The sequence below is a fragment of the Nostoc sp. DedSLP03 genome (assembly GCF_034530815.1).
Taxonomy (GTDB): Bacteria; Cyanobacteriota; Cyanobacteriia; order Cyanobacteriales; family Nostocaceae; genus Nostoc.
Genome location: NZ_JAVRCK010000044.1, coordinates 1 through 20,624, shown reverse-complemented (window position 1 = coordinate 20,624; position 20,624 = coordinate 1). Strand labels below are relative to the sequence as shown.

At 41.9% G+C, this 20,624-nt stretch carries 16 protein-coding genes and 1 pseudogene; 12 read left to right on the top strand and 5 right to left on the bottom strand.

The features are described 5' to 3' along the window. Positions 1-392: 392 nt before the first annotated feature. The 3 genes and pseudogenes from RM368_RS21035 to RM368_RS21025 form a co-directional block, all read left to right on the top strand. Entirely contained in the window at positions 393-1,601 is a 1,209-nt protein-coding gene (locus RM368_RS21035) for a 3-dehydroquinate synthase (RefSeq protein WP_416212250.1), read from the top strand. A gap of 84 nt (positions 1,602-1,685) precedes the next feature. Further along, positions 1,686-1,877 (top strand): type II toxin-antitoxin system Phd/YefM family antitoxin, encoded by a 192-nt coding sequence (locus RM368_RS21030; RefSeq protein ID WP_416212249.1) that lies wholly within the window; start codon positions 1,686-1,688, stop codon positions 1,875-1,877. 128 nt (positions 1,878-2,005) lie between these two features. Beyond that, a pseudogene (locus RM368_RS21025) lies at positions 2,006-2,182 on the top strand (Txe/YoeB family addiction module toxin); the annotation flags it as partial. A 1-nt stretch (position 2,183) separates the two neighbouring features. On the opposite strand, the gene RM368_RS21020 reads toward RM368_RS21025, so the two are convergent. After that, positions 2,184-2,882: a YdcF family protein gene (locus RM368_RS21020; RefSeq protein WP_322695826.1), complete on the bottom strand. Its 699-nt coding sequence runs from the start codon at positions 2,880-2,882 to the stop codon at positions 2,184-2,186. Between the two features lie 312 nt (positions 2,883-3,194). Between RM368_RS21020 and ctpB the strand changes: the two genes are divergently transcribed. The 5 genes from ctpB (at position 3,195) to RM368_RS20995 (ending at position 9,286) form a co-directional block, all read left to right on the top strand. Beyond that, positions 3,195-4,535 (top strand): carboxyl-terminal processing protease CtpB, encoded by a 1,341-nt coding sequence (gene ctpB / locus RM368_RS21015; RefSeq protein ID WP_322695825.1) that lies wholly within the window; start codon positions 3,195-3,197, stop codon positions 4,533-4,535. 148 nt (positions 4,536-4,683) lie between these two features. Then, the gene (locus RM368_RS21010) at positions 4,684-5,673 is read left to right on the top strand and encodes a glycosyltransferase (RefSeq protein ID WP_322695824.1); all 990 of its coding nucleotides are present in this window, start codon (positions 4,684-4,686) and stop codon (positions 5,671-5,673) included. Between the two features lie 669 nt (positions 5,674-6,342). After that, positions 6,343-8,229, top strand: a complete 1,887-nt coding sequence (locus RM368_RS21005; protein WP_322695823.1) for an EAL domain-containing protein — start codon at positions 6,343-6,345, stop codon at positions 8,227-8,229. Positions 8,230-8,330: 101 nt separating this feature from the next. Beyond that, positions 8,331-8,558, top strand: coding sequence for a hypothetical protein (locus RM368_RS21000; RefSeq protein WP_322695822.1), 228 nt, complete (start codon positions 8,331-8,333; stop codon positions 8,556-8,558). Between the two features lie 32 nt (positions 8,559-8,590). Further along, positions 8,591-9,286 (top strand): response regulator transcription factor, encoded by a 696-nt coding sequence (locus RM368_RS20995; RefSeq protein WP_322695821.1) that lies wholly within the window; start codon positions 8,591-8,593, stop codon positions 9,284-9,286. A gap of 837 nt (positions 9,287-10,123) precedes the next feature. Here RM368_RS20995 and RM368_RS20990 read toward each other — a convergent pair. Further along, positions 10,124-10,408 carry an Npun_R1517 family heterocyst differentiation transcriptional regulator gene (locus tag RM368_RS20990; protein ID WP_094350942.1) on the bottom strand — a complete coding sequence of 95 codons (285 nt, stop codon included), beginning with the start codon at positions 10,406-10,408 and terminating at the stop codon, positions 10,124-10,126. 866 nt (positions 10,409-11,274) lie between these two features. Between RM368_RS20990 and RM368_RS20985 the strand changes: the two genes are divergently transcribed. The 4 genes from RM368_RS20985 (at position 11,275) to RM368_RS20970 (ending at position 17,118) form a co-directional block, all read left to right on the top strand. Beyond that, positions 11,275-11,634, top strand: coding sequence for an NAD(P)H-quinone oxidoreductase subunit M (locus RM368_RS20985; protein WP_322695820.1), 360 nt, complete (start codon positions 11,275-11,277; stop codon positions 11,632-11,634). 522 nt (positions 11,635-12,156) lie between these two features. Further along, on the top strand, positions 12,157-14,418 hold the full coding sequence (locus tag RM368_RS20980) for a protein phosphatase 2C domain-containing protein (RefSeq protein ID WP_322695819.1): 2,262 nt from the start codon (positions 12,157-12,159) through the stop codon (positions 14,416-14,418). Between the two features lie 330 nt (positions 14,419-14,748). Further along, complete coding sequence (locus tag RM368_RS20975; protein ID WP_322695818.1) at positions 14,749-16,323, top strand: CHAT domain-containing protein; 1,575 nt, start codon at positions 14,749-14,751, stop codon at positions 16,321-16,323. A gap of 147 nt (positions 16,324-16,470) precedes the next feature. Then, positions 16,471-17,118, top strand: coding sequence for a hypothetical protein (locus RM368_RS20970; RefSeq protein WP_322695817.1), 648 nt, complete (start codon positions 16,471-16,473; stop codon positions 17,116-17,118). A gap of 318 nt (positions 17,119-17,436) precedes the next feature. On the opposite strand, the gene RM368_RS20965 is transcribed toward RM368_RS20970, so the two are convergent. The 3 genes from RM368_RS20965 to RM368_RS20955 all read right to left on the bottom strand — a co-directional run bounded on the left by RM368_RS20965 (position 17,437) and on the right by RM368_RS20955 (position 20,528). After that, positions 17,437-18,819 (bottom strand): PrsW family glutamic-type intramembrane protease, encoded by a 1,383-nt coding sequence (locus RM368_RS20965; RefSeq protein ID WP_322671513.1) that lies wholly within the window; start codon positions 18,817-18,819, stop codon positions 17,437-17,439. A 436-nt stretch (positions 18,820-19,255) separates the two neighbouring features. After that, positions 19,256-19,858, bottom strand: coding sequence for a DJ-1/PfpI family protein (locus RM368_RS20960; RefSeq protein WP_322695816.1), 603 nt, complete (start codon positions 19,856-19,858; stop codon positions 19,256-19,258). Positions 19,859-20,075: 217 nt separating this feature from the next. Next, a complete protein-coding gene (locus RM368_RS20955; protein WP_322695815.1) occupies positions 20,076-20,528 on the bottom strand; it encodes a nitrate reductase associated protein in 453 nt (150 codons plus the stop codon). Between the last annotated feature and the right edge of the window lie 96 nt (positions 20,529-20,624).

Sequence of the window (20,624 nt, the reverse complement as noted above, 5' to 3'; positions counted from 1 at the left end):
AAAGCAGTTAGATAATATCTTACTGAGATTGTAACTTCACTGAATCTATAAAAATCTTCTGATTTTAAATAAGATACTGTAAAGATACCATTTTGATTAGATAAATCTAAAATTATCTTACGCAAAAAATTTAGAATTCTATGTAATAATGATCTCCATTACTAAGCTCAGATATAAAATATAGGCATCAATAAAAATTTTATACTCATATTATTATTTTGAAGCTTATGTATTAAGTAAAAATACTTCTGTAATATGATTATATTAAAGAATAGATTTGTCTGGTAATTCATTTAAGTAATTGAATTGCTTAATAGATTTATCATGTCTATTTTGCTGTAATTTATAATTGCGCTACTAATTTTTTTTACAGTTACTTAAAAAGTAATAATATTCAAATGACTATTCAACAAAAAACCGCTCTTAATCTGCAACCAATTAACCAATGCGTTCGTGTAACCTTCAATTATAATGTTCACTTTACTAAAGGTCTGTTTCAGTTAGATAATCCTTTACTTGCACAAGCGATCGCCGCAGCTGGAGAGACAACCCCAAAACAAGTGCTAGCAGTGGTAGATGGAGGATTTTTACAGTATCAAGATGGGCTATTAAAAAAATTATCAGCCTATGCCCAATGTTACGAAGATGTACTAACACTGAGCGGTGAGCCGATAGTAGTTCCAGGTGGAGAAGTAGTCAAAAACGATTCTAGATTTATAGAGCAAATTCATCAGCGGATCAATGCCGCTGGATTATGCCGTCACTCCTACGTTTTAGCAATTGGAGGTGGAGCCGTCCTAGACATGGCAGGATACGCAGCAACAACAGCTCACCGAGGAATTCGGCTACTACGAGTACCGACAACAGTATTAGGGCAAAATGATTCGGGTGTAGGAGTAAAAAACGGAATCAACGCCTTTGGTAAGAAAAACTTTTTGGGTACATTCATGCCACCTTATGCTGTCTTGAATGACTTTGATTTTCTCACTAGCCTCGACGATCGAGATTGGCGATCGGGTATTGCAGAAGCGGTAAAAGTAGCGCTGATTAAAGATGCAGATTTCTTCGATTTCATTATGACTAATGCCGATAAATTGGCTAATCGAGACATGGACATAATGGAAAGGTTAATCTATCGTTGTTCTCAGTTGCACTTAAAACATATTGCTGGTAGTGGCGATCCCTTTGAAATGGGTTCATCGCGTCCTTTAGATTTTGGACACTGGGCTGCTCACAAACTAGAGCATTTAACTAATTACAGCCTACGGCATGGTGAAGCTGTTGCGATCGGCATTGCTTTAGATACAACCTATTCATATTTAACAGGACAACTCTTACAATCTGAGTGGCAAAGAGTTCTAACTACACTCAAGAAATTAGGCTTTACTTTGTACGTATCGGCATTGACAGAGCAATTAGATCGACTAGACCATCCGCATTGTTTGTTTAGGGGGCTTACAGAATTCCGCGAACATTTGGGAGGAAAATTGACAATTACCCTTCTACAAGGAATCGGAGAGGGAATTGAAGTTAATCAGGTGGATTTGTCTTTGTATAGAGATGCTATTTTAATGCTGCAAGATTGGGAACTTTTGCATTGATTATTCATTGAATGCAATCAGCAGAAGCGATGTTTTACAACAAGTCTAGAGGTGGAGAATAAGATTTTCTTCACCTTTAGCCAATTGCGATTATTTTATGCAAAAATACTGCTTAATTTTCCAGGCGATCGCAGTAATGCGATTCTGCTTGCAGAAAAAGATTGGTCTGCAATTCAAGAGACTCTTTACTTATTATCTGTCCCTGGAATGCGAGAATCTATAAAAGAAGGACTAGCAACCCTGATCCAAGAATGTGATGGGGAGTTGAATTGGTGAGTTAGCAAGCTTCTGAGGAGCCACTTGCAAACCCCGAAGGAGCGAGTTGGAGGTTGATTTACACAAAACAAGCGCAAAAAGACGCGAAGAAATTAGCTTCTAGTAACTTAAAGTAAAAGGCCAAAGAATTACTCGCAGTCCTTAAAGAAAATCCTTTTCAAAATCCTCCACCTTATGAAAAGCTGGTTGGTGACTTATCAGGTGCTTATTCTCGGAGGATAAATATGCAGCATCGGTTAATATATGAGGTCATCGAATCCGAGCAAGTAGTCAAAATAATTCCTACGTGGACACATTACGAGTAAGTTATCTCCTCAACCCTCCTTGGTGTTCGCAATGAAAACCTCGACGCTCCCAAGCTTGCATATCTACATCAGTAAGTTTTGTGACATTTGAGCATTGCGGTTGAATAATTTGACTTAAAATCGCCCAAAATAAGCTGCGCGTTACATCTAATCCAGTTTTAGTCCAGGATTCCTGATTACCAGGAATACCCAACTCCTGAACAATTTCTGGCTCTACCCAAATACCATGAGCGCCAAAAAGAACCTGTGCCATCCATTTAGCTCTGGGTAAATGACTTGGCGAGGTAATCAACATGACTTTATGCACTCCCCAACGGCGCAAAATTGGAATACCATAATAAAAATTTTCAAAGGTAGAATTCGCGCAGTTTTCTAACCAAACGTTTTGTAACTCTGCTAATTCCGCCTCAAAAATTAACCGTATACAGGGATCTGGAGAACCATGAGAAATTAAAATTGGGGTTTGTGGGTATTGTTTTGCTAGTTGGGCAACATACGTTTCTCGACGAATACTGCCACCTAGCACAAAGAAGGCATCTATCGGCTGCGAAGAAGCAAAAACTAAGGTTATAGTAGTAAAAATCAGCCAAACACCCAGGACAACATACAATCCACCACTGAGTTTTTGTAACAATTGCCACAGATTAGTAGATTTTTTGTTAATAGAAATTAATGATTTGTTGGTAAATTTGCGTTTCATGACTTAAGTAAGAAAAACTGCTTTTATTGCTGTATAACAGTACTGCAATTCAGTGAGCAAAGTGCTATCTTATAAAAGTATTCTAGAATGCAAAAATGACGCTAATTAAAGTGTCACACGCTCAGTATAGCCTTCCGGAGTAGACTAACAAACTGAGAAATGATTGTTAATAACTAATGCGGCATTTTGGGCATCATTTAAGGATAAAAATGATGAAGGAGCATAGTTGATTCTGGGGTATAAAAACTTAAAAATTTCTGGAAAGCCTGATTGCTAAACTGTCAACAACACAATTATTCCAGCTAAGTATACATGAACCAATCTGCGAAAAGTTACTCACCGCTCCAAGTAGCCTTGATTGGTGGAGCGATCGCCACAACTGCTACAATCTCTGTGTTCGGTCCCGCTTGGACTCGTGGTGTGCGTGCTGCTCTAGCCCTACAAGACAGCCCAAAAACGATAGTTGACCAAGTTTGGCAACTGGTAAATCATGAATATGTTGATGGCAAATTTAATCAACAAGATTGGCAAGCAACCAGGCAAAGCCTGTTGAGCAAAGATTACTCTTCTAAGGAAGAAGCATACACTGCCATCCGCGAAGCTTTACAAAAATTGGGAGATCCTTACACTCGGTTCATGGACCCCCAACAATTTGAAGCTCTAACTAGCCAAACATCTGGGGAAGTCTCTGGTATCGGCATTCGGATGGAAGTGAACGAAAAAACTCAGCAGCTCACCGTTGTCGAAGCCATAGAAAATTCTCCGGCACTGAAAGCTGGAATCAAAGCAGGCGATCAAATTTTGGCAATTGATGGCAAATCCACTCTCAAAATGAAAGTGGATGATGCTTCTAAGCTCATCCGTGGCAAAGCGGGTACTCCCATTAAGCTACGATTGGGACGCGCAGGCCAAAATGCCTTTGATTTGAAGCTGACAAGGGCAAGTATTGAAGTCCCAACGGTACGCTATACCCTCAAGCAAGAAGGGAATCGCCGCGTTGGTTATATCCGTTTGCGGGAATTTAGCGCCCACGCCGCAGACCAAATGCAACGAGCCATCCGCGATTTGAACACAAAGAAAGTTGATTCTTATGTCTTGGATTTGCGGGGAAATCCTGGCGGTTTGTTGCAGGCAAGCATTGAAATTGCTCGGATGTGGTATGACAACGGCGGAATCGTCAAAACAATAGACCGTGTAGGCAGCAGCGAAGAAACTAAAGCCAATCGCACTGCTCTAACAAATCGTCCTTTGGCAGTTTTAGTGGATGGCAATTCAGCTAGTGCTAGTGAAATCCTTACGGGGGCACTCAAGGATAATAAACGGGCGGTAGTCGTAGGAGGTCAAACCTTTGGCAAAGCCTTAGTCCAGTCAGTTCATGAACTCGCAGATGGTTCCGGCTTGGCTGTCACCATTGCCCATTACTACACCCCAGCGGGAACGGATATTAACCACAAAGGAATTACACCTGATATCAAGCTAGACTTGACAGAGGCACAAGAGCGTCAATTGGCTTCTAATCCCAATTTAATCGGAACTAAGAGCGATCCCCAATATGCTCGCGCGATCGCAATTTTATCAAATAACAACTTTGCCCAACCGCCAGCAAATCAACCGACTCGACCCATGAGCCGCGCCGATAACCTGAAATTTTAAATTGACGCGAAAGATTTGTTACCAGGTGTTTATATAGTAGTATTCCCAAATCCAGATTTTTGGAGTTATGAAAACTGCTTGATATGCCGTTCCAGGATTTTGGTTTGGGAATACTAGCTGTTAATCCCATCTCTAAAATCTCAGATTTATGAATCATCAGCCAGTTGATGCAACCACCGCCACCAGCTTTTTACCAATGGTGTCGGTGGTTGTTCCTATTTATAACGGTGAGGCAGATTTACCAGAGTTAATCAATTGTCTGTTGTCTCAAACTTACCCAAAAGACCGGGTAAAATACTTGTTGGTGGACAACAACAGTAGCGATCGCACTCTTAGCATCCTAAAAATATCTGCCGAAAATTGCCCAATTACAATTCGCCCTTTGAGTGAGAACCAAATTCAAAGCTCCTACGCTGCTCGTAATACCGGCATTCGCGCCGCTACGGGTGAAATTATGGTTTTTACCGATGCAGATTGTCGCCCACAACCGCAATGGTTAGACACACTAATTCAGCCTTTTGTCAACGCAGAAGTAGTAATTGTTGCTGGTGAAATTTTGGCACTACCAGGCACAACTTTGCTAGAACAACACGCAGACCGTCAAGAAACTTTATCGCAAAAGCATACCCTCAACCATTCCTTTCGTCCCTATGGCCAAACAGCTAATTTGGCGATTCGGCACATTGCCTTTGAAAAAGTGGGTTTATTTCGTCCCTATCTAACTACTGGTGGTGATGCTGATATTTGTTGGCGGATTTTGGGGGAAAACATCGGGCGTTTGGAATTTGCCCCAAATGCGATCGTTCAACACCGCCACCGCGCTACACTGCAAGAACTGCAAAGTCAATGGCGGCGTTATGGACGTTCAAATCGCTATCTGCACGAACTGTACGGTGTAAATTTAATGCGAGAGATGACACCCAGAGAATACGGCTATCGCTTGGCACGTTGGTTATTGAAGGAAGTACCAAGAGATATTAAAAAGGCTTTGGCGAAGCCCGCCCCAGGCATCGCTAGTCAAGCCACCCTTGTAGATTTATTAAATACCCCCATTGGTTTATTCACAGCGAGGGCGCGTACTGCTGGACAAAGAGACGCCAAGCTACCAGAGGATGCCAAAATAATTGCTCGACTGTAACTAAGAAAAAGGGCGTTGCTGATTTAGATGTGTAAATCTTGGTATAGAGACGTTGCAATTGCTAGTCTCTACAAAGGTTTTGAAATTATGCAAAATCATTTTCATACCTAAATTCAGTAACACCTGAGCAAAAACGTTCTTGTCAATCTAGAAGCATTGACTGAGAACTTTATGCTTTCCTTAGCTCACAAAAGCGAATGTATCTTAAGAAGTATTTTCAAAAGCAGGTAAAGCAAATATGCTGTTATTAATCTTTTAACTTTAGTAACTTATATTTAATAAAATAAAAATTACAGTAGGTAGGGCTTGTTACCATTCAGCACTTTGGTTGGCACTAAATAGGACTAAAATTTGATTGAAGCTACACCAATTTGATTGCTTCGTAATTATTGAAATATAAATTAGTAAATCAAAAAACCAGCTTCTTTAATATTTATAGAGTGTCCGCTCTTTCAAGTAACCTTCTCTCCTTGCCTGCTCAATAGCGTCTGAAGTCTTGAAGAAAGCATGAGGTTTGCTTCTACTGCTTTCATTCACACTTACGCTTTATAGTTTTGTGAGTTGAGCAACATGAAAGTGGATGGATTTGATCGACAGATAGATAAATTGTGCTCACAGATACAGGAACTATTAAAATACTATGGAACTAAGCTGAATTCACAACAGGAGATGATAACAGAGGCTTTCGAGGAACTTAACACCGCAATAGAAGAACTATTGACAGCTTCCGAGGAGTTAAAGGTAACACGAGCGGCAGTAGAGAAAGAGCGTCAGCGTTACCAAGACTTGTTTGAGTTTGCTCCAGATGGTTACTTGGTAACTGATAGCAACGGGATAATCCAAGAGGCTAACCATGTAGCAGCAACTTTACTCGGTGTCCAACAAAAATATTTAGTAGGAAAACCATTAATTCTTTTTATTGCTCAACAACACCGCCAGTCCTTTAACTCTCAAATAAACAATTTGCAAGAGATACAGAACTGGGAAATTCACCTAGAGCCACGCAAAGGAAAGCCTTTCTCTGCTAATGTGAGAGCGTCTGTAGTATACGACCTTGAGAAGAAGCACCTTGGCTGGCGTTGGCTGTTGTGCAACATCAGCCAACGCCAACAAGCTGAAGAAATGTTGTACCAAGCTTACAGTGAGTTAGAAATACGGGTGGCGGAACGGACAGCGGAACTGGTAAAAGCAAATCAGAAATTGCTAAATGAAATTACAGAACGCAAAAGAGTCGAGTCACAACTACTGCACCTTGCTTTTCACGATACACTGACGGGTCTGGCAAACCGCGTTGCATTTATGAACCGCCTAAAACATGCGATAAATTATTCAAAACGGCATTCAGATTATCTATATGCTGTGCTATTTATCGACCTAGATCGGTTTAAGGTGATCAATGACAGTCTTGGACACCTAAATGGAGACCAATTGCTACTTGCTATTGCAAGTAGACTACAAACATGTATACGCTCCATAGATACAGCGGCACGGCTTGGGGGAGACGAATTTACAATTCTGCTTGAGGGAATCCAGGATGTGTCAGACGCCATCAAAGTAGCTGAACGGATTCAGAAGGAACTGACATTACCCTTTGAACTTGACGGACAAGAAGTCTTCATCACGGCAAGTATTGGCATTGCGTTGAGTTCGACAGTAGACTATCAACACCCAGAAGAACTGTTGAGGGATGCAGATACAGCAATGTATCGAGCCAAGATGATAGGCAGAGCGCGTTATGAGCTATTCAACTCAGATATGTATGCTGATGCTTTAGCGAGATTGCAGTTAGAGACTGATTTGCGCCGAGCAATTGAACGCGAAGAATTTCGGGTTTATTATCAACCGATTGTTTCGCTCACTAGTGGCTCTATTTTAGGTTTTGAGGCTCTATTGCGCTGGCAGCACCCAGAGCGTGGTCTACTTAATCCAGCAGATTTTATTTCCCTAGCAGAGGAAACTGGACTAATTTTCTCTATTGGCAAATGGGCTTTGCATGAAGCTTGCCGCCAGATGCAAGTTTGGCGGGTATGTCATCATTCTAAATTACTAGAGAAAATTAGTGTTAATCTCTCCGTCAAGCAATTTTCTCAGCCGGATTTGATAGAGCAGATTGGACAAATTTTGCACTCAACTGACCTGGATGCTGGTACTCTAATCCTAGAGATTACTGAAAAGGCAATTGTGGAAAATGGCGATAAGGTAACTGCCGCAATTTTACAACTTCGAGAGATGGGCATTGAGTTATCAATTGATGACTTTGGTACAGGCTACTCTTCATTAGGTGGTCTTTATAACTTTCCGATTAGTGTGTTGAAAATTGACCGTTCTTTCATCAGCTTGATGGGCACTAATAGTAAGAATTTAGAAATTATTGAGATAATTGTCACTTTGGCACACAAGCTAGGTGTGGATGTGCTTGCCGAAGGTGTAGAGACAAAAGAGCAGCTATTAGTTCTAAGAAAGTTAAACTGTCAATATGCCCAGGGACATTTTTTCTCAGTTCCGTTAAATAGCTCGGCAGCAGAAGCATTAATTATGGAAAATCCTCAATGGTAGGGTTATTAAGAAATTTGTAATTGATAAGAACGCTGTTTTTATTCTCATAGCAATCATGAATCATAGCTACTGGAGACTGCTTTAGTATATGGTCGCTTAGTTTGATTCAAGACGAGCCAACTTTCTTTAGTGGTAGCCAACATGAAACCATCAACTGTTGGGATCTTGCTACAGGGAAATGTTGGACAACTTTGCGGCCACCCCGTCCCTATGAAGGCACGATGGTTAATGCAGCAACAGAGTTGATGGAGGCACAGATTTCAACTTCAAAAGCTTTTGAGGCGGTAGAGGTGAATTCAAGTTGCTCAATGCCTACCAACTTTCGCTAAATTGGAAAAAGGAAAACTCAAGGGAATTTTAAATGTCAGCACAATTGTTACTGGTGGATGATGAACCAGGGATACGGGAAGCCGTGAAAGACTATTTGCAAGAGAGCGGTTTCAGCGTTCAAGTCGCCAGTAACGCCCTTGAAGGTTGGGAATGGATGCAGCTAAATACACCTGATTTAGTGATTTCTGATGTGATGATGCCTCAAGTGGATGGCTATCAATTCCTGAAACAACTACGGGAAGACCCCCGTTTCCAAGCACTCCCAGTAGTATTTTTAACTGCTAAAGGTATGACAGGCGATCGCATTCAAGGCTATCACGCTGGTGTTGATGCCTATCTACCCAAACCCTTCGATCCAGACGAGTTAGTGGCTATAATCGAAAATTTGCTAGCCCGTCGCGTCGCTAAGGCTGCGAGTACGGGAGATGACGCTGAAACCCCCGATCTTGCCGAACTAGCCAATCAGATTTCCCAAATTAAAGCATTGTTAACTCAAAGAAATGCTATTTCCCAATCGCCAGCCCCTTTTAAAATTGATTTGACTCCCAGAGAACAAAGTGTTTTAAATTTGGTCGCAGAAGGGTTAATGAACAAAGAAATCGCCCGTCGCTTAGAAACCAGCGTCCGCAATGTAGAAAAATACGTCAGCCGTTTATTTAGTAAAACCGGTACCAATAGCCGTACAGAGTTAGTTCGTTTTGCTCTAGAACACGGTCTTGCTAAATAGGCATTGGGATATTTTTACTTGTACTGAGTTTCGACTGCGCTCAACTACCGCGTTCGCGTTGTAGCGTCTCTTAGAGAAGCCGTTGACGCAGCCTCTGGTAGGGAAGTATTGAGTCTGGAGAAGATGACAAGGTAGACAAGGTAGACAAGGTGGACAAGGAAGAAGGGAGAGACTTGTCCCTTTGTCTCTCTCATCTCCCTCATCTGTCCTGCCTTTGACTTTTCACGTTATGTGGAAAAGCGCACGAAAAACTTAACCCCCCAACCCCCAACCGTGGCGGGAAGGGGGAGAATTCAAAGTCTCTCTCCTTTTAGAAGAGAGAAATAGAAGAGAGGTTTTCCAGATACCGTGAAAAGTCAGGTTCTGTCTCTGGGTAATTGATAATAGCTAACTAGCTGCTAAACCGTGACCTATTACCAGTAATAGATAAAACATAAGTCTTTCAGCAAATCAGGCACTTAGCTTCACCAAAAAGCTAAAAGGAAGGTTATTTATTTTTACTTTGCTCTTTCAGATTTTCATTTGATTTGCGCCTGTTGTCCAATTCCCCATCTGTAAAGACACAGGGTTTTATTATTCTGCAATGTTTTGATAAAAACTCGGTAAAATGCACCCGGCTGAATTTGCTTTCAGATTCTACCAGTATTCTTTGCTACAAAGTTTTTAATAGCGGAAACTGTTCCTGGGACTTTCTGTTGCTTAATAAGACTTTCACAAGGTAGAAATCAATATATTTTATGAAATCTACTGACTGCTTAGTTTTTATGGCAACGGGGGTATGGGATCAACATTTGATTTGATGCCCAATTCGCGTTTTTCACTACTTAAATTACACCTTTAGGTTGGAGAGTTTTCCGCGACATTACGCAAGCGCATTAGCTGACGCCGCATTTGAGGCGAGGCTTTAAACTCAGATACTTCTTGGGCTTTAACGGACGCTTGGAGCGTTTCTAGAAAGTCATCAGAACCTTCAGTTAAAGCATCAAGTAGCACCTGTAAGAGTTGCTCGCGATCGCTCAATAGACTCTTTTCCTCAATCAACCGGAATTTGAGATGTATTTCACACTCATAAACACCTACTTCGAGATTATTTATCTGGCGTGGTAATGCTTTGGAGTTCATAACTATTGAGATTCCTTTACTTGGTTGTCATGAGGGTAAGGAGATAGATGTCCAGCAAAATTCTTTATATCTCTTTTGAATCCAAAGTGCTTGAATTAAGAATTTTTCTTCATCAATCACCTTTGTATTCCATTTCACTCTCCAGTGGTGTATTTTCAAGCTAGATTTTCAGTGTCTAGATTTTAAGGTTTCTGTGCCAGATGTAGCTTATGGTAAGCCATAACTATTATTCAGTTTTTAAGATTCTACACAATAAAGTTTCTGTAAGAAGTTGTTCAACCTTTTTAAAGGTTTTTACATCAACTTTATGTGAACGTCAATAACAGTTTGACTTGTTACTCAAATTTTAGTGTTTATACGTAAGTAAAACCGCTGATATTTTGGGAATTTACTACAGCCAGCGGTCGATGTAGCGCTATTGCGTGAAATTACTTGATGTACGTTTTTTGCAATAGAAAATTCCGGAGAAATTGCTCGGCATAATTATTAATGTCAAAACTTTTGTTCTCCATAAAAAAAGTACACAGATCGAATTATTCCTGCTGAGTACCTTGTTTTACTGCCATTTGGGATTGTTTGAGTCTAAAAATCTTAGCAGTAAGTCAGATTTAGAGACTAAATGAAAATATTTTACCAATTAATTTTTACAGAAAAATAATTCAACTACTGTCAGTACTAGCAGTTAAATATATCTTCAACTCATAACAGTAGTAGCAAACTCATCAGGAAAGATGATATTTTTACTTATGACCATTCAATGTACCCTTTGAAAACAGCATTCAAAGCTTTTAAATTGAGAGCATTCAAGCTCGGATATAACGTCTACAATAATTTCAGTGTAATTCACGCAAATCTTACACCTTTTTATGGATAACCCGATGCTGCTCAAGTCCACAACCCGGCATATCCGCATTTTTGCAGGTGAAATTGACCGGGATGGCGATCTAGTTCCTAGTCAACAAGTCTTAACCTTAGATGTTGACCCAGATAACGAATTTAATTGGAATGAAGATGCACTGCAAAAAATTTATCGAAAATTTGATGAACTAGTAGAAGCATCTAGTGGCGCAGACCTCACAGACTATAACTTGCGCCGTGTAGGGTCAGATTTAGAGCATTATCTGCGATCGCTTTTGCAACTCGGCGAAGTCAGCTACAATCTTTCTGCCCGTGTTACTAATTACAGCATGGGAATCCCTCAAGTTGCCATTAACGACAAGCAATAAGTTAATGAGTTGGTAGCGGGCTGCCTGAACCCTTCTGTACAAAGAGTGCTGAGTGGGGCAGAGAGGAGAATAACTCTTAACTCAGCACTCAGCACTATTGAATGCATTTATCAAATACTTTTGCCAAAATTAATATTTGCTATTCTTTATTCTTAAATTAAAGTTAATTCTTGCTATCCTACTTATAAACTAAATAAATACCAACATTATCTGCCTGTTGATGATGGGGTAATTTACCAAAAGCAAATCGTGCAGTTATGCTTGGGTTATGCTGTGGTGACAGGGTTGGAGTTAGTTGCTTTGGCGATGGAGATTCACAGGGCAATAGAAGCTATGATTAGGCTGTAGGGTTGAGTTAGGAGCGTATTTTTTGGATAAGTTTTGTATTAGCACCTGCTGATATCCGCCAGCTAAAATCATCATCTAAAGTCTGGGTATGTCAAGTTAAGAAAGATGAGCGGTCTAGATTGTCCCTACTAATGCTATTAAAGAAATTGCCAATCGCTGATCGGTGCGAAAACTATGGAAAATGACGCGGCAACGCTCTACTGTCCAAACGAAAATTGTCAGGCTGCCAACCCCCTGACTCACAAGTTTTGCCAGCGATGTTCTACGCCCCTACCCAAAAATTATCTCTGGGCTGTGGTAGATAGCCCAAGTGTGGGTAGCCCTGGAGAAATATTAGCCGATCGCTATTTAATCCTTGATAAATTTGTTCTTTTAGATACGAAGCCTGGTTTATTAGCGCTAACGCCTGAGTTAGATAATTTGCAGCCTCTAAAAGCGTACCTGAGACTGATTCCCTACCGTTTACACGTACCGCAGGTATATGGAGTGCTTTTTGTTGCTGACGGGTCTTCCCACCGAGAAATATTACTCTTAGAAAAACCGCCACTATTAGTAGATGACACTATCCAACAAGTTCATTTGGGCAGCGAGTTAACCACCGCTTGGCGTGATGCAACATCAATGCGCCAACTAAATTGGTTGTGGCAAATAGCTCATCTGTGGCAACCTCTAGTAAGTGAAGGTGTCGCTTCTAGCTTACTTGACTCTTATGTATTACGGGTAGAAGGATCGTTAGTCCGGTTGTTGGAATTGCGTTTTGACAGCGCTACATCACCAGAATTGCCACAATTAGGTGAATTTTGGCAGCAGTTGGTTAGCACAGCCAAACCAGCGATCGCGGAGTTTGTCGATCGCGTTAGCCTTGCTTTAATTCAGGGAGAGATTAATTCCACCGATCAATTAATCGGAGTTTTAGATCGGGGACTGGCTGGGTTAGGGCGATCGCAAACACCCACGATCCAAATTATCACCAAAACTGACACCGGGCCCAGTCGTCAACGTAACGAAGATGCCTGTAGCCCTCCCAGTGGAACTCTAGTGAGCAAACCACCCCAGCCAACAGCCTTAGCAATTGTCTGTGATGGCATCGGCGGACACGAAGGCGGCAATGTCGCCTCAAATTTAGCCATTGAAACCATCCAGCAGCAGGTACAGCAACTAACAAAAGTTCCCTACGACCACATAGACCCTTCAATGTTGCTGAATGACCTAGATAAGGCAGTGGCAATGGCCAATGACAAAATCAGTCAGCGCAATGACGGTGAAAATCGCCAAGGGCGTCAACGTATGGGCACAACTTTAGTCATGGCATTGCCTGTTGCTCATGAAATGTATATTACCCACGTAGGCGATAGTCGTGCTTACTGGATTACACGCCACGGCTGTTATCAAGTTACCCTTGATGATGATGTCGCCTCCCGTGAAGTGCGACTAGGTTATGCCATTTACCGCGAGGCAGTACAACAGAGTGCCGCTGGCTCTCTAGTCCAAGCTTTGGGAATGGGTTCTAGCACTTCATTGCATCCCACATCGGGACGGTTTATGCTTGATGAAGATGCCGTTTTTTTGCTCACATCCGATGGTTTGAGTGACTTCGATCGGGTAGAGGAGTACTGGGAAACAGAAATTTTGCCGATTTTAGCTGGGGAAGCAAATATAGCAACTGTTGCCGATAGATTAGTCGAAATTGCTAACACGAAAAATGGACACGATAATGTCACCGTCGCTTTAGTTCACTATCAAGTCCAATATTGGGAACCAGAAATCACCATCCAAGCAGTGATTCCCCAAAGCTATTCTGCCAAAACTGTTGATTTAGCATCCAGGGCGACAGATGCGACAGTTTTAGGCAGCCCAAACCACAAGACTCAGGTGATTCCAGACACTGAGCATGCCAAAACTCGTCAATTCCCCCTACAGTGGATAGTTCCATTAATATTTGTGGTAGCAGCAGGTTTTTTAGGATTGTTCGTCAAGCAACTGCGAGGAACCTCTCCAATTTTTTCCAATCCCTTACAAACTCAAAACCCTGGCATTGAAACGACACCCGCACCGCCGCGATCGCTAGCTAATCTTTCTTCTGGTTGGGTAATTAAAACCAATAATGACATATCCTTGGGAAACAACCAATCACTCCCCCGTGGGGCTTTTTTAGAAGTTATTGAGAAAAAACCAAATCCAAATCCTGCTTCTGGCAGTTCTTTGGTGTCTATGCGAGTTTGTGCCAATAAAAGTACCCAAACTTCAGCTAATCCTAAAAACCCAGGTGTAACTACCTCAGTTCCTCCAAATTCAAAACCTTTGCCAGCAACAATATTGCTAAACTCCTCCCAAATCAACCGTTTTGGCGTTGTTTTACAATCAGACGCACCAAATCCATGTAGAACTGTGACGCAACCGCCAGTTACCGAACCATCTGACACCAGTCCAACTTAATCAAATACTCGATAAACTGGTAAAAACCTGGAATAATAACAGGTAACAATCTGAGTAAAAAACTTACAAGGTCAAAAAAATAAAAAATTTTCACCTTGGAGAATTGTTATCAAAACAGAATAAAGGCGTCAGTCGTCAAAATTCAGAATGAATTATGTACTACTGATAGATGAATAACCGAGTTCAAAACCCCTACCATCTCTCTAATTTGGTGCAACACAGTTAATGTCGGGTTGAAATCCCTCACTCATTTATTCTGAATTCTGAATTCTGGCGTATCTATTTTCTTCTGTTGAAATTATTTGTTTTAGTTTTTAGTTTAATGAATCCATGCCATCCCTGAATTTGGCGATCGCCCGTCTCGTAAATACTGGCACTGACAACTTCGCCATTTGGGTGGTCAAGGCTCCGTATCCCAGTGGCTACGTTTTACGTGACTGTGTATGGCCTGTTGAACTTACCCAAGTCTGGCAAGAATGGCAGCAGATGTTTGCTGGTCATGGTCGCCTAGATATTTCCCCTAACTCAACATCTCAAAAGTCCAACCCATTCCCCATAGATTGGATTTCACCTCCTTCAGGTCAACCTACTGGCCCTTACAGCAGTCGTCTGATGCAATACTTGGGAATGAATTTATGGCGCTGGGTATTCGACGGGCAAATTCTTGGTAGTTTAGAACGCAGCCGCGGTATTGCGATGGGTCAGCATACACGTTTGCGCTTTCGACTAGAAATTCGCGACCCGGATCTGATCGCTTTCCCTTGGGAAATTATGCAGCGTGAGCCTGGTCAATCGGCGATGTCTCTCTCACAAGATTTGCTATTTAGTCGCACCACCACAGAAGTTGACGCTTTGCCGTATTTGCGAACTGACCAAGCTTTAAGTATTCTGCTGGTTTTAGGCCATGATGACAAGCTGCAACTAGAACAAGAAGCCGCTATCTTACAACAAGCTCTAGCAGATACGCCTGGTAACTCCCAAAGATATGCACCTTGTGTAGTGAATCAACTGATTCAACCAACTCCACAACAGTTGATTGATGAATTAGAAACCAAAGAATACAATGTTTTCTTTTACGCTGGACATGGTTTGCCAGACCCAGACGGAGGGTTACTGTTTTTGCGACCAGATATGCCCCTCAATGGCATAGAATTGGCGCAAGTATTGACCCGTACAGGTGTGAAACTAGCGGTTTTCAACGCCTGTTGGGGCGCACAACCAGCTGCTGTCGATCGTCAAGCTATCCCTGCCAGCAGTTTAGCAGAAGTATTGATTCGTCATGGTGTGCCTGCGGTTTTGGGGATGCGCGATGAAATCGCTGACCATGAAAGCCACAGTTTTATTCAAGCCTTTACCGAAGCTTTGCGATCGCACAAGCCAATTGATGAAGCCGTAGCACAGGCTAGGCAAGAGTTATTAACACTGTATAAATTTAATCAACCTGCTTGGACTTTGCCTGTTCTCTACCTGCATCCAGATTTTAATGGCGAACTTATTAAGAATCTGGATGAAGGTATCACGGAACTACCAGATACAGCCATTCCTGATGTCGGTTCCTCGCTTCCGATTGCAAGTTTACGATCGCTCACTCCAAAAGGTAAAACCTGGTTACTGCGTTATGGAGTTACTCGCATCGGCCGCACGAAAGATAATGATATTGTCATTCCCGAACCATCTGTATCCAAACGCCACGCCGAAATCTTCTGCCGCAACACTCTTACAGATGCTACACTAATGCGAACTTATTACTTGCAAGATTTTTCCACCTATGGGACAACCTGGTTTTTAGGCCCTAATGGCTGGCAACAAATCCTCCGAGAGGAAGTCCCTTTGAAATCGGGGATGCAGTTAAAGTTTGGAAGTGCTAGAGGTGAAACCTGGGAGTTTGTGATTGAAGACTCCTAGCAAAGCTATTGCATAAATAAATTTGAGCCTTTAGCATTAACTTTTAAAATCTGTTTTTTTTGGAGAAAAAATCAACAGTTTTTGCGGAAATCTCCTCTTAGAACTTGTAGCTGTCAATACCACCAAATAATCATGAGGGAAGAAAATATGGCTCACAGAATTAACGGCTCAGACACTTTCTCATCTTTGCCATCTCAAGTAGATTTAGAGTTATTAGAAGCGTTACTAGAACCAGAGGATGCTAACTATCCCTGGAATCCAAGTGATGAAGAATCAGAAGCTTATTTTCAAGAACTAGAACAACAGTTCGGAATGGAAGATTTGCAGGGTGTTGAACTAATGAGGCGATCGCAAGATTTTTACGGACATCTAGATACACTTTGGTCTAGTATTACTTCGACACCCGACCACAATAATAACCTACAACAGGCAGTAGTGTTTAACCTTCAAGAAACATTACGTACAAATTTTTCTGCCTGTGTCCCCCAAATATTGCTCAACACCATCGCCACCAAAGCCGCTGAGATATTTGCTGCTCGCCAATTAATCAGCGAGCAACTAGTTGAGTGCGTTCAGACTGTACTACCAACTTGGGGAACAGAGGATCTGATCGTTTTGGCTCGTCCTTTTGCTTACGCTATGCGAAGTAGCGAATCGCAAAATGCGGCATCTGCACTCAGCAATCTTCAAAATAGCGAATGGACAGCTTTATCAGAAGTAGATAAAGCAAAGGTTAGTTTAGCGATCGCTTCTTATGCTTTTACTGAACTTAACAAATCTCAGCCGGAACTATGAATGAGGAAGGGGGAATGGGGAGTAGGGGATAGGAAAAGTTTTCATTATGCAATTGTGTTTGTGTAACCCGCTCTTTGCTGTTTACTCTATTTTGAAGTGTCTTTTGCAAAGATGTTGGTTGGCGTTACGCAAAGAAAGAGTCGAAAATCAAGACTTTTTGCAATAAGTTGTATAATTTTTTATTTTTATAAGTATATTTACTCCACGATAAGTTAACAGTACGCTAATTTTCAAATTAGGACATCTATCCCAAGAGGTAAATACTCAAGCATTGCTTGTTTTCCCCCCTGCTCCCTGCTCCCTGCTCCCCTGTTTCTTCTATTTTGGGCCAAGAAATCGGGTAGCAAAATTTTGCGATCGCGTTGGTGACAGCGCCCGTGCCTTGAGAATTGCTGCCATCAAAAAGGCGTAAGATAACACTCCAACAACTACCAACAACAAGGCATTGATTGATCCTGTAGCATTCCAGAGAGCGTGGAGCGCAGAGGCACTCAAATAACCAATAGACAGAATTTGCCAACTTCTACTAGGTTTGAGGACAGCCAACCCGATAAAATAACCCAAGTAGCCACTATAAGCCATGTGTCCAGCTACAGAGCCTAAAATTCGCGGAATTAGCAGTTGTAAACCTGCAAGTTGACCAGCAGCTCCTATACCCACCTGTTGCGTGACATTTTGAGTGATATCAGGCACATACTGACCGAGGGTTTCCAAGAGAGTAAAGCCTACAGCAGAAGCCGTACCCAGGAGAATACCATCTAGAGGTTCCCAGATGCCGATGCGTTCTCGCCAAGGTGAAGACAACATTCTACCGATGGCAAAAGCCCCTAGTACAGGTAATGCTTTGAGTAATTCCTCCATCAACCCAGCGCCAAAAAACATCCGCACCAGTAACTCTGTGAAGGTGATAGATTCTTGGGGTGTGGGCAAGCTTCCAGGCAGAATGCCGCGAAATACGAAAATAAATAGATCCAACAGGGGACTGAGCAAAATCAGGATTGTACCCAATGACGTAGCCATTAGCACCCACCAAGGCTTCTGTTTTCCGCAAAGTTGGTAAACAAAATAGTAGGCAGCGAAGGCGATGTAACTTGCGACGATCACTTGATTAGCTTGGGGGCGACCGACTGTAGCGAACATCAGCACCACAAAAATTACGGTCAGTATTCCCGGTACGAGGTAAGCTTTACTAGTTAAATCTTTACCAGTGGAAATAATTGGAAAAAGCTGGGTGAAGCTAACAGAATCTGGCTGCTTTAATTGCGTGTGGTTGTGGTAGTCCGTCGCTGAAGGTAGTGGTGTAACTTGGTTCACTGTCGTCGCCGGAGTCAGTGAGGTATACTCGCATTCAAAAATGTATTGCGGCCCATCAGCACCTAGAGAAATGCGATCGCCTGGGTGCAATTCCTGACATTCATATAAGCGTTGTCCATTCAAATAAGTGCCATTAGCACTATTCAAGTCACAAAGCACCCAGCTAAATTTGCTATCTGGGGATAGAGAGAGGGGACGAACCACTGCATGACGACGAGATACCATTCGGTACATCATGGCATCCAAGACAACTTGGCAGCTGGGGTCGCGTCCAATTACCATCTCTTTACTGGGGGGCAGCGAGTAGCGAGATTCTGCTCCCAAAGCTGCCCCATTACCAGACACTAGCCGCAGAAATGCATTATGTCTTGCGTTTTTGCCTGTCATCGATAAGAAGTACGTTTCTAAACTAATTCTTCACATAATTTGGCAGCAGGACTAACCTTAGCCACATTAGCAGCAGCATTGCTAAATCCACTATAGCTTCACTTACTGCTAAGAAATTTAAAATTATTGGTGCAAAATTTCAAATTGTTTCATCTCATGTAAAGAAGTATTCCATCTGCTGAGAGTTTGCCCTAAAACTGGCTTGTTTGGCGGCTCAATCAGATTGTCTTGATGCTGTACTTTTGACATCGTAGCGGCAAATTAAACCTACTGCAATTTATTAAAAAATAGTATTTTTTACTGCATTTAGTTCCATTTCAAAAATATATAATTTTTAGTCGTCTGTTGTCAGTTGTTTTTGCCAAAGCTCTTTTGGAGTAAAAAGTAGGGGAAGAAACTGTTATGAAGTGAACCAAAAGATTTCTAGTATCTTGTCTCAAACAACTGTAGTCAATTCTGGGTGTTCAATCTTGGTTCCAATTACTGTGAGGAATTCTGCTAGCCAATGTGGGTGAGCAGGCCAAGCTGGTGCTGTCACTAAGTTACCATCAACTATTGCTCGATCGACGGGGATATCAACATAGATCCCTCCGGCACTCTTGATATCTGGGCTACAAGCAGGGTAGCCAGTACATCTCTTGCCTTGCAGTACATCAGCAGCTGCTAATAACTGCAAGGCGTGGCAAATGGCAGCAATCGGTTTATTGGCTTGGGCAAAGTGACGGGTGATTTCTAGCACCTGCTGATTGAGGCGGAGATATTCTGGTGCCCTTCCTCCAGGAATGACTAAGGCATCGTAGGTTGTGGCTTCTACTTCTGCAAACGTTGCATTTAAAGTAAAATTGTGTCCGGGTTTTTCGCTGTAAGTCTGGTCTCCTTCAAAGTCATGAACTGCTGTCCGCACTTGATCGCCAGCTTTTTTGTCGGGGCAAACTGCATGAACAGTGTGTCCCACCACTTGCAATGTCTGGAAAGGAACCATCACTTCATAGTCTTCTACATAGTCGCCAACAAGCATCAAAAGTTTCTTTGCAGCCATATATTTGTTACCCTCACTTATTAGTCATCAATAGTTGTTTATAAAGTAAATATTAATTTAGAGTCAGCTTTTTTCGGCGTTAGTTTATGTACGAGTTTTTGATACTTAACATCAATTACTGTGCTGTCATGTATCATTTCTGAGTTACAATTTAACAAAAATTAATATATTTTGCAGGAACACGACGATAATTCAACGATCGCGATCGAATTGTAAATTAAAGCAGATTAAATTCTGCGATCGCTCTCGGAAAATTTTTGTTTTCATGTCCTGGTTGGCTGAGTTTAATCAAAGCAAAACGCTGTAAGGGTGTTAAAGCTGCCCAACGTTGCTGTGTCAGGGTTACACCTATTTCTTGAGCTTTTCCCTGAAGGCTAGCTGGTACAGTGGCAGAATCTAGCCATGCAGGATGAGGCTCGATAAGCAATTTTTTAGCTGGTACACCTGTGCGTTGTATGATTAATTGCTCGATATATTCGCGGTAAGACTGAATTTCTGTTTCTGTAGTGCAAGGTAATTCCACTAAAGCTTGCCGTTCATCTGTCGTCATTTGATTCCAGTCAGACAATTTTAGCTTGATGCCACAGGTATCTAATTTACAACGCACCTGCATGGGGATGCAACGCAGAGAATCAACAAAGTCTGCTTCAAATTGAAAGAAATCTGTCACGTCGCTTCGCTCCGAATTCAAAATTCAAAATTCAAAATTCAAAATTACGTCTAATGTGAATTAAAGAGAATGAGACTGGAAGGTGAGAACATCAAT